This is a genomic window from Myxococcales bacterium (assembly GCA_012513515.1).
Lineage (GTDB): Bacteria > UBA10199 > UBA10199 > 2-02-FULL-44-16 > JAAZCA01 > JAAZCA01.
Genome location: JAAZCA010000019.1, coordinates 42,105 through 56,765 on the forward strand (window position 1 = coordinate 42,105; position 14,661 = coordinate 56,765).

Annotated in this window: 13 protein-coding genes; 4 read left to right on the plus strand and 9 right to left on the minus strand. The window is 50.2% G+C overall.

Translation table 11 applies throughout. From position 1 onward, the window contains the following. Genes feoB through GX659_03965 form a run of 4 tightly spaced genes read left to right on the plus strand, consistent with a single transcriptional unit; the run spans position 1 to position 7,544 of the window. Entirely contained in the window at positions 1–2,100 is a 2,100-nt protein-coding gene (gene feoB / locus GX659_03950) for a ferrous iron transport protein B (protein ID NLD27940.1), read from the plus strand. A 9-nt stretch (positions 2,101–2,109) separates the two neighbouring features. Next, positions 2,110–2,271: a hypothetical protein gene (locus tag GX659_03955; protein NLD27941.1), complete on the plus strand. Its 162-nt coding sequence runs from the start codon at positions 2,110–2,112 to the stop codon at positions 2,269–2,271. Positions 2,272–2,292: 21 nt separating this feature from the next. Then, positions 2,293–5,361, plus strand: coding sequence for a hypothetical protein (locus tag GX659_03960; protein ID NLD27942.1), 3,069 nt, complete (start codon positions 2,293–2,295; stop codon positions 5,359–5,361). A gap of 14 nt (positions 5,362–5,375) precedes the next feature. Further along, complete coding sequence (locus tag GX659_03965; GenBank protein ID NLD27943.1) at positions 5,376–7,544, plus strand: DUF3808 domain-containing protein; 2,169 nt, start codon at positions 5,376–5,378, stop codon at positions 7,542–7,544. Between the two features lie 10 nt (positions 7,545–7,554). Here GX659_03965 and GX659_03970 read toward each other — a convergent pair whose 3' ends face one another. The 9 genes from GX659_03970 to recJ form a co-directional block, all read right to left on the minus strand. After that, on the minus strand, positions 7,555–8,181 hold the full coding sequence (locus tag GX659_03970; GenBank protein ID NLD27944.1) for a hypothetical protein: 627 nt from the start codon (positions 8,179–8,181) through the stop codon (positions 7,555–7,557). 76 nt (positions 8,182–8,257) lie between these two features. Beyond that, complete coding sequence (locus tag GX659_03975) at positions 8,258–8,929, minus strand: hypothetical protein (GenBank protein NLD27945.1); 672 nt, start codon at positions 8,927–8,929, stop codon at positions 8,258–8,260. A gap of 20 nt (positions 8,930–8,949) precedes the next feature. Then, positions 8,950–10,110 carry a Na/Pi symporter gene (locus GX659_03980; protein ID NLD27946.1) on the minus strand — a complete coding sequence of 387 codons (1,161 nt, stop codon included), beginning with the start codon at positions 10,108–10,110 and terminating at the stop codon, positions 8,950–8,952. Positions 10,111–10,240: 130 nt separating this feature from the next. Then, entirely contained in the window at positions 10,241–10,444 is a 204-nt protein-coding gene (locus GX659_03985; protein NLD27947.1) for a hypothetical protein, read from the minus strand. An 89-nt stretch (positions 10,445–10,533) separates the two neighbouring features. Next, positions 10,534–11,289, minus strand: coding sequence for a 7-carboxy-7-deazaguanine synthase QueE (locus GX659_03990; protein ID NLD27948.1), 756 nt, complete (start codon positions 11,287–11,289; stop codon positions 10,534–10,536). Between the two features lie 55 nt (positions 11,290–11,344). Then, positions 11,345–11,905, minus strand: coding sequence for a DUF366 family protein (locus GX659_03995; protein NLD27949.1), 561 nt, complete (start codon positions 11,903–11,905; stop codon positions 11,345–11,347). Next, positions 11,902–12,606, minus strand: a complete 705-nt coding sequence (queC, locus tag GX659_04000; protein ID NLD27950.1) for a 7-cyano-7-deazaguanine synthase QueC — start codon at positions 12,604–12,606, stop codon at positions 11,902–11,904. The genes GX659_03995 and queC overlap by 4 nt, the downstream gene beginning before the upstream one ends. After that, positions 12,581–12,952, minus strand: coding sequence for a 6-carboxytetrahydropterin synthase (locus tag GX659_04005; GenBank protein ID NLD27951.1), 372 nt, complete (start codon positions 12,950–12,952; stop codon positions 12,581–12,583). The genes queC and GX659_04005 overlap by 26 nt, the downstream gene beginning before the upstream one ends. Position 12,953: 1 nt before the next feature. Beyond that, on the minus strand, positions 12,954–14,657 hold the full coding sequence (recJ, locus tag GX659_04010) for a single-stranded-DNA-specific exonuclease RecJ (GenBank protein ID NLD27952.1): 1,704 nt from the start codon (positions 14,655–14,657) through the stop codon (positions 12,954–12,956). Positions 14,658–14,661 lie beyond the last annotated feature (4 nt).

Sequence of the window (14,661 nt, forward strand, 5' to 3'; positions counted from 1 at the left end):
ATGAAAAAGAGAATTCTGAAGGTAGCTATAGCGGGAAATCCCAACTCGGGGAAGACCACGATATTCAATTCACTGACCGGGACTCGGCAAAAGGTTGCGAACTATCCTGGTGTGACCGTCGAGAAGAAAGAGGGGAAGTTCAACTGCTCGGGCTATGAATTCCACGCAGTAGATCTTCCGGGTACGTATAGCCTTACGGTCAGTTCGGAGGACGAGCGCGTCGCGAGGGATTTTCTTCTGGAAGAAAATCCGGACGTCATAGTCGATGTGGTCGACGCATCTAATTTTGAAAGAAACGCCTATCTCACTTCCCAGCTTTTGGAGCTGGGGAGGCCTCTCGTTCTTGTTCTGAACATGAGCGATCGCGCTGCGTCGATGGGACAGAAGCTCGATCTCGCCATGATATCCGAGCTGCTCGGGTGCGAGGTGGTGGAAACTGTCGGGTCCAGAGGGTGTGGGATATCAGCGCTGAAAGAGGCCATACTCAGGGCCTCTTTCTCATCGAGGATTCCAAACGCAGTGGATTACGGCCAGGAAATAGGCGACGCTGTTTCGACAATAGCGTCGAAGATAGATGCTGCCTCCGAAAAATCTTCATCAGTGCGGCACAAGTCGAGATGGTTTGCGGTAAAACTTCTGGAGGCCGAACGCGGAATCGACGAAAAGCTCGCGGGTTTTACGGGAAGCGCGGCAAAGGGGATCTACGAGGAGGCGCGCCGAATGGCCGATGGGATAGAGGGACATCACGGCGCACCGATGGATATTTTGATAGCGGAGCGTCGGCACGGATTTGCCGCAGGGCTCTACCGCGAAGTTCAGATCAGCGCCCCTGCCTATGTAAAAGGAGGATTTTCTGAAAGCATAGACGATATACTCACGCACAGAATTTTTGGGATCCCGCTTTTTTTCGCGATCATGTACGCTGTTTTCTATATCACCTTCACATTGAGCGAATTTCCGATGCGGCTGATAGAGGGTGGAATAGGCTGGATTGCCGAAAGCATCGAAATCCTCTGGCCGGCTGAAAGCATGCTCAAATCCCTCGTTATCGACGGAATGATATCCGGCGTCGGCGGGGTGATGGTCTTTCTTCCCAATATAGCCCTCCTGTTCATGTGCATATCGATCCTGGAGGACAGCGGCTACATGGCGCGCGTAGCGTTTATCATGGACAAACTAATGCACAAGATAGGGCTGCATGGAAAGAGCTTCATACCCATGGTGATCGGCTTCGGATGTTCAGTGCCGGCCATCGTGGCGACCCGTACCCTCGAGAACAGGCGCGACAGACTTGCGACTATTTTTGTCATACCCCTGATGAGCTGCGGCGCGCGGCTGCCCATATACACCCTCATCATCCCGGCATTTTTTCCGGAAAGCTGGAGGCCGAAGGTTTTGTGGATCATCTACTTTGTGGGGATCGTTCTGGCTGTCGCCGTGATAAAACTCCTCAGGGTTTCGGTTCTAAAGGGGGATTCCTCTCCATTCGTGATGGAGCTTCCTCCTTACAGGATGCCGACCTTGTCCGGCATATTGATTCATATGTGGGAACGCTCCAAGCTGTACCTGAAAAAAGCAGGCACGCTCATATTGGCAGTCTCAATCATAATGTGGTTTCTTACATCGTATCCACGCCCCGTTTTCAATCCCGCCATGGAGGCGGGTTCCCGCCAAGATAGTGAGGTCATCTTGCAGGCTGTCGCTCTCAAGAGCTCCATAGCCGGAAAGATTGGCGCTGCCATCGAACCGGCCATAAAACCCCTCGGCTTCGATTGGAGAATCGGGACGGCTCTGATAGGGGCCTTTGCCGCGAAAGAGGTTTTTGTCTCACAGATGTCGATCATATTTTCACTCGAAGGCGAAGGCGTATCCTCTATGACCGAAGTCCTGCAGCGCTTTTACAGCCCTTTGGTAGGGGTATGTGTCATGTTGTTCTGCCTGATAGGGTTTCCCTGTTTCGCAACGCTTGTGATGACGCGCAAGGAGACCGGTTCGACGAAATGGGCAATCTTTCAAGCCGTGGGGCTTACCGCGCTTGCCTATGTGGTGACTTTTGCGGTATATCAGTTCGGCCAGGCCTTTGGGATAGGCCTGATTTAGGAGGAAATCGTGGAAAAAATCGTTTTGGGTCTGCTCGTAGTTGCTGCGGTGGCATATCTGGTCTGTAAATTCAAGAATTCCTCTAAAGGTTGTTCTTCGGGAGGTTGCTGCTGTGGAAGCGCTGGCGATAAGGAGGAAACCGACGACAAAAAGGATTGTGATCACCGCTGAAATTAGGTAAATTCGCACGCGATGCGAACTCTAAAATTATCTGATTTTAAAGGATTTTCAGTAGTCATCCTTCTTCTTGTGGCCGTATTTTCGGCGAGTTTCGCCGATGCGGCCGTTTTCAATCCAAAGCTCAATTGGAGGACGATCCGAACCGAGCATTTCAAGATAAACTTTCCGGAGAAGATAGAGCCCGTTGCGAAAAAGGCGGCGCAGATTCTCGAAGAGGCTTATCCTCAGGTCACTGAGAGATGGGACTGGCGTCCGTGGGGCCAGACCGAAGTTGTGCTGGTCGATAACACCGATGATTCAAATGGGATGGCGACCGTTCTTCCCTATAACTGGATGCTCATATATGTGGTTCCTCCCGATCCGGATTCGCCCCTCGCGCATTACGACGACTGGCTCAAGATGCTCCTCATTCACGAGTTCACACACATCGTCCAGATAGATGCCTATGGCGGCATCTGGTATCCGGTGAGGGTTTTGCTCGGCAAGACGGTATCCCCAACCGGAATAAACCCGACCTGGCTGAGGGAAGGCATTGCTCAGTATGACGAGACGACGCTCACCGAAGGCGGAAGGGGACGCGGCAGCAGCAGCGAGATGATCGTCAGAACTTCAGTTCTTGAAAATAAATTTCCTGCAATAGATCAGGCCGACGGTCTGTCGTGGAAGTGGCCTGGATACAGGGCCGCTTATGCCTACGGAATCATGTTTGTGCACTGGCTCGTCGATAACTATGGAGAGGAAAAATTCCTGGAATTCGACAAGCGCGTCAGAAAGTCGGTTTTGCTGGGCATGATTAATCATCAAGCGAGAAATGTCTATGGCAAGACCTTCTACGAGCTCTGGCGCGAATGGTATCAGTCTCTCAAAGACAAGTACGAAAAGGAATGTGCTCCTCTCGTGGCAGCAGGGCTGACCGAGTTTTCGATAATGATCTCAAGCGCGAGAGATGAACAACTCTCCGCACCAGAGATTTCTCCAGATGGGAAAAAGATCGCTTACACAGCGACATCTCCTCATCATTCCCCGCGTGTTCTTGTGAAGGATCTGGAGAGTGGAAAAATTGAAACGATCGCCAAGAAGGCCAACGCCAGCCAGATTTCCTGGAGTTCCGACGGAAGAAAGCTGGCATATTCGGCTATGGCGCGTTACAAGAGGTATGACTACTTCTACGACATTTCTGTCTATGATTTTGACATCGAAAAGAAAAACAAACGCATCAAAAAAATAACGAATGGCAAGAGGGCGCGCGACCCCGATTTTTCGTCTGACGGAAAGTTTTTGGTCTATGTCGCAGGCAGCATGGGAAGCGACTCCTTGATGCGCTACGATTTTGAGGGGAAAAAGAGTTCGATCTTAGCCAAGGGCGAAAGCCAGTTTGTCCAATTTGCAAACCCGCGCGTTTCGAATGACGGAAAATACATAGCCGTGTCGGTTTGGAAGAAAGGGGACGGCTGGCGCGTGTACAGGTATGACATAGACGGAAAAAATCCTCGCAGGCTCACGTCGGGAAGCGGACTCATCATAGAGGCGCGCCCGTCGTGGAGTTCTGACGACAAGTTCGTATTGTTCGCTTCAGACGAGAGCGGCATCAGCAATATCTACAGGGTTAATTCCTTCGGCGGCAAAAAGGAGATGCTCACCAATGTTCTGACCGGGGTGTTTCAGCCCGTCTTTGTTCATGGCGTCGGCATCATCGCTCAAATGTACGGGGTGAAGGGATTTGAGATAGCGAGCATGGTGGTTCATCCCGACGCCAAGGAGCCAGTTTCCTCTTTGAAAAAACAGGAGAGCTCAGGTTCGTACTATTTAAAAAGTAAGAGCGGGAATCTCACTGGCGTCGGCATCGGTGAATCCGGTGAAGAGAGTTCCCTGCCAAAAGGACTTTCACTGGTCGGCGCAAATCCATTTGCTGGTGAGCAGGAGATAAAATCTGAAAAGTACGTGGCGTTCGGTAAATCGCTGTTTCTTCCGAGGTTTGTGATTCCAGGGGCGGCCTACGGCGATGATGCCTTCTTTGCCACGATATTCACAGGCGGAACCGACCCTCTTAACTGGCACAGATGGATTCTTTCAGGAACGTATAGGTCCGATGCTAATTATTTTGGGTCTGCTTTCAGCTATAGCTACAACAGATTCAGACCGAGCCTTGGTTTTGGTTTCAGAGATTACGCCGTTGATTTTGGAGAGGTGCTTTTTGCAGCTACCGGCAGGCAGATGCATCTTTATGAAAAGAGACGCGGTTTTTTTACTTACTTATCGGTCCCTGTTCAGAGGCATGCATTTTCTTTTGGGTACTATTATGAAGACCATAAGGCAAAAAATTCTCTGATGCCGATAGAAGCTGCAGGTCTCAACCTCGGTAAATTTGCGGGGCTGCGGGGGCAGTATCGCTATGGCGATGCAGAGGAATATCCGGCGTCGATAAGCCCTGAAAATGGCAGGACGATAAATCTCCATATTACCGGAACGAATAAAATTTTTGGCAGCGGCGATAGAAATGAACAGATAATATTCGCAGGGGATTGGCGAGAGTATGTAAGGCTATGGCATCATCACGTCCTGGCGCTCCGAGCCAGCGGCGGTATTACGTGGGGAGATATCCTGGTTCAGGGAACCTTCGGAATGGGAGGCGCGATAGGGGAAGGGACGCTCGCTAGCGGCGGTTCCTATAACTATTTCCCGTTCAGGGGGCTTCCAGTTTCGGCGTTGTCGAGAACGAGAGCCATGCTCTTTTCAGCTGAGTACAGATTTCCAATAGTGGACGTGCTGCGCGGCCCCGGGACAGTTCCTTTCTTCCTCAAGGATATCAGCGGGGCGCTGCTCGCAGATTATGGAAACGCATGGAACGCTCATGAAGGCGGTTCGGACAGCATTTCCACATTCTTTGATGATTTTCTGCTGAGCGTAGGCGCCGAGCTGAGAGCAAATTTTATAATAGGCCACGGGCTTCCTATACACGGAAGGCTTGGCTATGCAGTGGTGGTTGTCAACAGAGACAGGCTCGGCAATCTCATAGATCCTCTGCTCAAGACCAACGTCAAAGACGGCATGCTCATCATCGCGATAGGAACCGCATTCTGATTCAAAATATCCACATGAAAAGATTTTTATCGTTCATCTCATTTGCCGTGTGCATATCGATAGCTATGCTGCCCGATTCTTCCTATGCGAAGAAGGGGGAGAGACAAAAACCGGCTGGGGATCGCAGGGTTTCCGAATTGCTGGAGCAGATTTCTGAGCTTGGTAAGATATCGAACAGGTACGAAAGGGATTTTCTCTTCGGTTATTCAGCTATGCAAGTGGGCAAATTGAAGGAGGCCGATGCCCTGATTTCAGGGGCCATGCCAGGCGTAGAAGTGGTGAAAGACTACGCCCTTTATTACAGGGCTGTGATCGCAAACGCTGAAAAGAGATTTTCTGAAGCGCAAAAATTTATCGAAGAGCTTTTTGAAAAACATCCTTCGAGCGTGCTTTATAACCAAGGCAGATTTGAGATGGCGAAGGCCAGGTCAGGGCTGGGGTTCTACGAAGAGGCCGTCAGAATTCTTTCGGAATACAAAAAAAGAGCAGACTCCCAAGGGGCGCGCGAAGCCGACCTCATGATTCTTTCCGTAAGCATAGAGATGGGAGATTCATCCGCGCCATCCCTTGCCAGGAATATGATTCTGCATTCCGGCGGCGAGGTCTCTCTGAAGGAAGTTCTTCCATACTTCGATTCGATAAAGAAAAAATTCGGCGTCGACATCTCTCAGTGGATGGATGGCCCCTCCATTCAATATCAGATAGCATCATCGTTCGGAGATATGTCGCAGTGGGACGAGGCTGCGGTAAGGCTTGAGAAAATAATTTCGTCGAAAAAATTAGATGAAGAGTTGAATATAAAATCCAAATGGCTGCTCGCTCGCGCCTACAGATGGCTGCACCGCTACGACGAGTCGATCGCACTGATGAACGAACTGATTTCTACCAAAGGCGCGCTTACCTACGCTCCTGGTCTTCGTTCTACGCTGGCGATGGTCTATGCGAAGAAGGACGAATACGCCAAGGCGATAGAAATAAGGTATCAGCTTCTCGAGGACGCCCCTCCGAGATCGCGCATGGCTTTCAATATCGCTTTTCAGATTGCATACCTGCTCATGGACGAGGGGAAGTATGACGAGGCCCTTTCCGTATGGAGGAAGATCATCAATGCACATGTCGGCGTAAAACAGAAGGCGATGGTTGAGTGGAATATCGCATGGTGTCATTACATGCTTGCGCAATACGACAGGGCGCTTTCGGATCTCGATCACCTGATGGGAACCGTGGCTAAAAAGGCAAAGATCCACGACAGGGTACTTTACTGGAAAGGGAGGACGCTGGAAAAGATGGGGCGAACCGAGAGCTCTCACGCTTCTTACCAAGAGGTGATCTCGAAATATCCGAAGGGGTACTACGCATTTTTGGCAAAAAAGAGGCTTTCAGGTCCGGCGAAGGGCGGTTTTATGGGGCTCTCTCCTCTGGAAAAAGGAAAGCCCCATCTTTCGAAATGGGAGCCTTCAGATAGGGACTCTTTCAGCTGTTCGGATCATCTCCGGAAAGCTGATTTTTTTGCAAGGATAGGGATGAATGAAAACGTCGCCAGTGAGCTTTCGGCTGTGGATCTGAAACAGTGCTCTGATTCTATGGAAACGGTCTTGTGGCTCGCAAGAAAAAACAGCGCCTACAATCTCGCGATAAGAATTGCCAAGTCACATTTTAAAAGCGCGCTTGATTCACCTCCGAATTCCTCCCAGCTCACCAGGTTTATATGGGAGACCGACTATCCGAGGGCTTACGAGAAGACGCTTTTTTCCGCTGCCTCCGCTGATGGCGTGGATGAGCTTCTTGCCTGGTCGATAATGAAAAATGAATCGGCTTTCCGGCCTGCCGTGATATCTCCGGCTGGTGCCGTGGGCCTGCTGCAACTGATGCCATCCACTGCCAACAGAATGGCGCGAAGCTTAGGCGGCGACAGCGTGGATAGAAGGGACTTGGCCAAACCAGCGGTTAATATCAAACTGGGGGTAAGGTATCTGTCCGAGCTAGGCAGGCTTTTTCCGAATAACCCGGTGGCTGTAATCGCATCCTATAATGCGGGTGAAGAGGCTGTAGCGAGATGGATCAAAAACGGTTCGGCGAACCAGGATATCGAAGAATGGATAGAGGAGATTCCCTATTCTGAGACGAATCTCTACGTTAAAAAAGTCATGACGAGTTACTGGAATTACAAAGCGCTCTATTGATTTTCAAGTTTTACTTTCCAAACTTTTTCAGTTTTGCGCCAAGCTCGATGACGACGGCTCTGCCGGCCAAATTTGCGGAATAGTCTGGGTCTTCCATGGACGGCAGCTCGGTTTTTCCAACTAGATATATCTGCATATTTTTCAAATCGACGAAGCCCCGCGCCTGGTAGCCATTTACGGATATCTTTTCGGTTGAGAGCTCCATGGCGGGCAATGAAAATTCTACAAATGGAGCATAGCGATCTATTTCCTCAGGAAGGCATTCGAAGGCCCTTATATGCAGGCTTAAACCGGCAAGTTTTACCCTGGGGAACTCTTTCCAAGAGGCCTTGGCCGAAGTTCCAAGCGTACCCGTTATTTCAATGGTCAGGGCCTCGAACCCTTCCGGAGGATCGTCCATTGAAAAAACCAGCTTTGGTATGCTCGACGCCGGTATCTCCACGCCTCCCTCGAGGGAGGTGTAAGAAAGGGATGCGTCGGCGATTGTCGAATAACGTCTTGAGTCATCGCCATCAGGTATAACCATTGCCAGTTCTATCTCCCCTTCGACGACGCTGGGCGAAGGAGCTCCTTTCGCTGTGAAATTTAAAAACAAGGAGGCTGTCAGTAAAAACAAAAAGAGATATTTTTTCATCATGCGGCGAAATAGACAGGAAAAAATTGCTACGAACAATACGCATCGCGTCGGTTATGCGCGGTGAGTCAATCCTGTTTTATTCAGCTGGGGGTTTCTGGAAATAGTCGAGCTTGTCCAGGGGCTGGCTGACGCTGGTGCAAATATTACCGAGGTGTGCAGCTGTTCTTTTGAAAAAGCGAACCAGCACTGCCATGGAAACGGCATTTCTACCTTGGTTGTCCTCCGAGAGGCTCCAGACGATTTTGTCGCATTCCTTTTCCATAAAATAGGACTCTTCGCGCGTTGCCCTGGCGAGGCTCGCATCCATCTTGTCGAAAGCTTTTTTAGTTTGGTCGAACCAGATGAGTATCTTGTTTCGCATTTCGAGGGCTTTTGGGATAAGGGGATCCTGCGGTAGCTTGGGGCTCCTCTGTAGTATTTCCAGGATATTTTTGCAGTAGTCCCCGATCCTTTCCGCATCTTTGGTCAGGCTCATCAACTGAAGGCAGGGGATCAGGTCGCCGGTTCCCTGAACCGATATGTGCGTAACTATTCCGCGGCGTATCTGTTGCTGGAGCTTGTTCAAATCACGATCCATCGTTTTAAGAAGGGACTCATCCGACTGCAACGGCATCCCTTGGTCAAGTTTTGACGTGCAAAGAGAGAACATCTCCTTCGCCTTAATCAGCATATCGTCGAATTCACCGAGAAGCTCCGTCATGGCGGAATCATCATCATGCCAAAGGCTTAGCAATTCTTTCCAGACCATTTAGATATCTCCTTTCAACCTCATTTAGAGCGGGTGGCGAACATAAGCACCAAAGGCAGTGCGTAAAATACAACGAGCAGATATGCTATGGCAAGCTTCTTCCTCTTGATGATAAAACCTGCCAGGGCCCTCGCTATAGTTATGGGAATTTTTCGCGTCCACGGGGGGACAAAGAAGATTAGAGTACCGCAGATGTTAAAAAGCAGATGTACGAAGGCTATCGTCAGCCCCGCCTGATTTCCGGCCAGCGATGCCATAAGGGCTGTGATCGTCGTGCCTATGTTGGCTCCGACCGTAACCGGGAAGGCCTGTTCCAGAGATATGATGCCCGCCCCTATGATCGGGATCATTATAGATGTCGTTATGGAGCTGGATTGGACGAACATCGTCACCGCCGCCCCTATCATGAATACCACGTAGGGATTGGCAGAAAATACCTTATTGATGGACTTTTCCAGGCGTGATGCGGTGATGGCCCGCATGCATTTTACCATGTATGTAAGCGCCGCGAAGATCAGCAGAAGGGATATTATCACGCTCAAAATTCCGGCGGCTTTATCTGAAAAACCTAGAGGACCCATCAACGAGGCATGTATTTCGTGAACCACGGGGTCCACCGCTATTTTTAGGGGGCTGTTGAAGCTCTGCGACTGCGATCCGTAGAATATTCCAGCGAGAAAGGATGAAGCTTTTTCCAGAAATCCGGTAGCAACCTGGAGAGGGAAGAGGAGCAGCACTGTCAGGACGTTGAAGGCATCGTGCATATTGGCGCCAGCAAATGCCCTTTCGAATTCGTCGTTTCTGGAAAAGTGGCCCAACGAAACGAGCAGGCAGGTTACCGTCGTTCCGATATTTGCCCCCATGATGATGGGGATCGCATTATGTATGGATATCGCTCCGCCTGATACGAGAGCCACGGTGATGGATGTCGTAACCGATGAGCTCTGCACTATGGATGTTGTCAGAATTCCTATGAAAAGCCCAGCAAATGGGTTGGCCGTGGTGACAAGCAAGGCCTCTGCTATTCCCTTTCCCAGCATCTTGAAGGAACCGCCGAGCAGGCCTATCCCGAGCAGAAAGAGATAGAGGAGCATTAAAAAAAGCGAGGCCTTGACTATGTTCGCCGCGAGGGTGTTTGGCCTTGCCCTCTTCCTGACCGCTACGAGGTCGTCGTTCTTCATTTCGGTCCCTCCGGCTCTGGTTTTTGGCAACGGAATTGAAAGTGTGTTTTGAGCATCCATGGGCGGATGAATATTTTATGGGAGTATTTTTTACAACAGATGAAGTGTTAGAAGTTTGTTAAGAGGATTGCTACTTTCTGGTGAGAAGTGGATTTCCCTGCGATCTTCTATCCCTGCCCCCTGTTAAATCGTTGAGCGAGGTGCACCCTGCGAACTTATTTGTCTCGTTGGTCGCTCTATCGCCCGAGTCATCGGCGTGGCTGACTATTTTGGGTGTATAGGGGGTCTTAGTCCCTTGTATCGGCCTCAAATTTCCAGAAACCTCTCTTACCATATGTATGCCTCCAATGATCCCTACGGATACAGTATCGTCCGCAGGATATGGCAGAGTTGCTTTAGCCAGGGCCGAATTTAAAAATAAATCTACAGGATGCCCCAATGCTTGTGCATTTGGGGCTGGACGCGGACATCCCTCAAATAGGCGCTGCAGAGCCTCTGCAGGGATTTTATCCTGCCGTGCTGAATTTCCTTGTGAAATCGAAGCGTTGGACTAGCAGGCTGTATGAAGGTCGGTATGTATTTATTTATAGAGGTGATTATTCGGATTACCTTTTCGATGTCGTGGTCGGTTGTTTCCGGGGTTACCACTATCTTTATGTAGATCTCTTTTCCGGAGGCGACGGAATTTTGGAGGAAAATGGAGTGTTCTTCCCAGAACTCCTTTTCGCCGGTGGAGGAGGGGAGTTTGAAATCCATGCTTATTATGTCGATATTGGGCAGGAGGATTTTAAGTTCCTCATGGAGCACCCCGTTTGTCTCCAAAAGAATGGTTCTGTTTGGGCGTTGGCTGGGAAGCCACTGTTCGAGAAAGGCGGCCTGTTTCAGAGGTTCTCCACCGGTTATGCTCAGGATACTGTCATCGAATCTTGACATCATTTCGCATAGCTGTGCAGCCGAAACCGGGTTGGATATTTTGTCGAACTTGGCTGAGCCGGGAACCTTTTCAATCAGGCAATGATCCCTGGTGCACATCCCCTGAGGTGTATCGCAGAACCTGCATTTAAGGTTGCAGCTGCCAAACCTCACGAAAGTCATCTTCCGGCCTACGTAGGCCCCCTCGCCCTGAAGCGAGCTGAAGATCTCTACCAAGCTTGCGGTATGTGAATTAGACTCCCTCATCGCCCAGCCGCTCTATAACATTTTTTTGTAAGATTAAAGTTGAAAAAAACTTTTTTTAGTCGACGAAACGGACTTTTTCCACGGCATGTTGCATAGTGTGAATTTCATTGGCATATTTCGTCAATATTGATTCTCCGATTTTTTTTGGATCCACCGAATAATCGGCAAGTCCCCGCGTCTTTACGGGAGTACCAACGCTTATTATGTTCATCGCGAAATGTATCAACGATGAGGATGGTGAAAGCGTTGCTATAGAAACCGATATTTTGTATTCGCCGTCCATTATATCATCTCCTACTCGCTCTATCGGATATCCTTTGGTCATTGCGCGAAGCTCATCAGCTGCTATCGAGACGAGAAGCCGCTGCCTTGCCACCGCAAGTGCCAGATCGCGGCTGGAATGTGCAACTATGAAGTGGAGCATGGAGCGGGAAAAGATGGGGGCATTGGTGGCGACATCCTCAAGGTCCACCATATGTTCTATGGGCACATCCGCCGGTCCGATGAATGCGACTATGGCGTCCCCCTCTATCCCGGTTTCATTTCTTATGAATGAGGAGCATAGCTGAAGCCCGTCGTATTTCAGTTCCCGATCTATCCATTTTGTTTTTATCATCTCTCGGCAAACCTCTTCTTTATCACCTTCCAAATTGGAGTTTTTCGGAAGGCTCTTATGGTTCGTGCGCACGATTCGCAGCGTCCGCAGAGGAGCTTCTTTCCAAAGTAGCAGCACCAGATTTTTTCGGGATCGAGTTTGAGATTGCAGAATTCGTTCGCTATTTCAGCCTTGGTCATCTTCGATGTAGGGCTCAAAAGCTTTACTCCGCTCATCGTCGACATCGACAGGGAGAGATTGGATGCCTTTATGAATTTTTCAGAGTTGTCGGGAAATGTCATGGCTTCCTCCGCGTTGAAGCCGGCTATCACCGATCCTATCCCCCTTGCTTCAGAAAAGGCGGCTGCTATAGAAATAAAAACGCCATTTCTGTTCGGCACCCATACTGCGGCGGCGTTCTCTGCAGCCTTTGCATCCACGCGCCTGGCGTCGGTGGAGGGAATTTTTTTGTGCAGATCCACCAGCGCAGTCCTGGTCTCGTCGCGCATCCATCCGATCTCTATGACTTTGTGTTCAGCGTTAAATTCCGATGCTATCCTTGCCGCCGTATCTATTTCTTTTTTGGCCGCGCGCTGGCCGTAGTCGAAGGTTATGGCGAGGTTGAACTTCATCCTCGATGCTGCCATCCTGACTGCGACGTAGCTGTCGAGTCCTCCTGAGAGGAGGGCAACAAAATCATTCCCTGATGAACGATGCTGCATGATCGGGATCCTCTGAAATGGTTACGCGAACGAGTTTTGCGCCGTGGTTTTCTATTTTCGATTCAAGTTTCTTAAAAATGAAAAACGCCATATTTTCCGCCGAAGGGCTTTTACCATTAAAAAATGGGTGTGCGTTTACATCCGACCCCTCTATCTCTGAAGTGATTTTTGAAAGTGCTTCGTCGACTTTAATGAAATCGACAGCACATCCGGCTTCGTCGAGATTCTCTGATCTTATGAATGCCTCGCAGAGCCATTCATGGTTGTGGCTTTTTTCCGTTGCGCCCCTATAGTTGGTAAGGGCATGGCGCGCTATGAATTTGTGTTTTACGCGTATCTCGAACATCTCATTCCTCGACAATTAAATCCCTTATCTTGAGCTGGAGATTGACCGAACCGTTCCAGTCATTGAGCCGTGGCACGAATGCCAGCGATATGTTCTTAGCCTCTTGCGGCAGCCTTTCGCCGAGTTCGAAACCTATGGAATCGAAGTTGCCAGCCGGTGTTTTCAGGAGCATCTTCAGGTGATTTAAGCCGACTATTCTTCTGTTTACGATGCTGGCGTTTTCCAGCTTTAAAACCGGCTCCGGGTTTCCGCAGCCAAAAGGTTTTAAAAGGTCGAGTTCTTCAACAAGTCTCGTGCTTATCTCGCTGGGATCTGCAACTGCGTCGATGGATATCTCGCTCTGTCGCCTACCCAACATGGCCTCCGAGCATATCTCGGAGATTTTATTTTTGAACTTGGGTATCTCCTCCTTTTTTATTGTGATGCCGGCCGCCATCGGATGGCCGCCATATCCAATCAGGTCGTCGCTGCACCTTGAGAGTAGATCCACAAGGTTTATTCCCTCGATGCTTCTGGCAGAGCCTCGCGCAGGCTCGGAGGACGTAGATATTATGAAGGCTGGAACGCCGAATTTCTCGGCGATTCTCGTGGCTATTATCCCTATGACGCCGACATGCCATCTGTCCGAATGGAGCACCGCGACATCTCCGGATATGATTTCAGGATCGGCGTTTATTGCGGATTCAATTTCCTCGAGAATTTCCTTTTCCATCGATTGTCTGGCCTTGTTGGCGGCATCGAGTTCCACCGCAAGCGATGCGGCTTCAACCTCGTCTTCAGTGGTGAGAATCTCCAGCGCCTTCATCGCATCGCCGATTCGGCCGGCCGCATTGAGCCGCGGGGCGAGGCGAAAGCCTATGCTCCCCGGGCTTATGTCGTTTCTCGGAGTTGCGCTGATATCAAGAAGGGCTGCGACCCCCGGCCTCGGCGCGCGCGTGATTTCCTGAAGGCCGTACTTCACAAGTGTTCTGTTCGTTCCGGTGAGCGGAACGACGTCTGCCACCGTTCCCATGGCGACCAGATCGAGATACTTTTTCAGGTTTGGCTCTTCAGAGGGGAAGAGGTTGTGATCCCTCATGCGCTTTCTAAGTGCCAAAAGCAGCATGAAGGCGACCCCGCATCCGCAGAGATTTGCGAAAGGCGACCCGGATCCGTCTATATGGGGATTTAAAGTTGCACAGGTTTTTGGAACGGATTCGCCAAGTTCGTGATGGTCGGTTATTATCAGGTCGATGCCAAGTCTTTCGGCGAGTTCAGCCTCTTCGACTGCTCTGATTCCGTTGTCGACGGTTATTAGCAGTTCTGTGCCGGCTTCCTTAAACTTTTGAATGTGGGATTTGAGCAGGCCGTAGCCTTCGTTTCGTTTCGGCAGTATCGTCAACGCCTCGATGCCAGATTCGCGAAGAAAGTTTGTAAGCAGCGCCGCACCGGTCACTCCGTCTACGTCATAGTCTCCGAATACGCCGATCTTCTCTCTATTTTTGATGGCGGAAGCTATTTTTGAAACCGCCTCCTCCATGCCGTTCATGAGAAATGGGTCGGGGAGCGAAGCTAGGTCTGGATGGAGAAAGGCATCAGCTTCTTCCGCGCTGTCGAGGCCGCGGGAAACTAGTATCGAGGAGACGAGATTCGTCAGGCCGAGCGACGACGCAAGCCTTGAGACCTTCTCCCCGTCAGGCCTTTTTATGTGCCATTTTTTTTTCACGGTC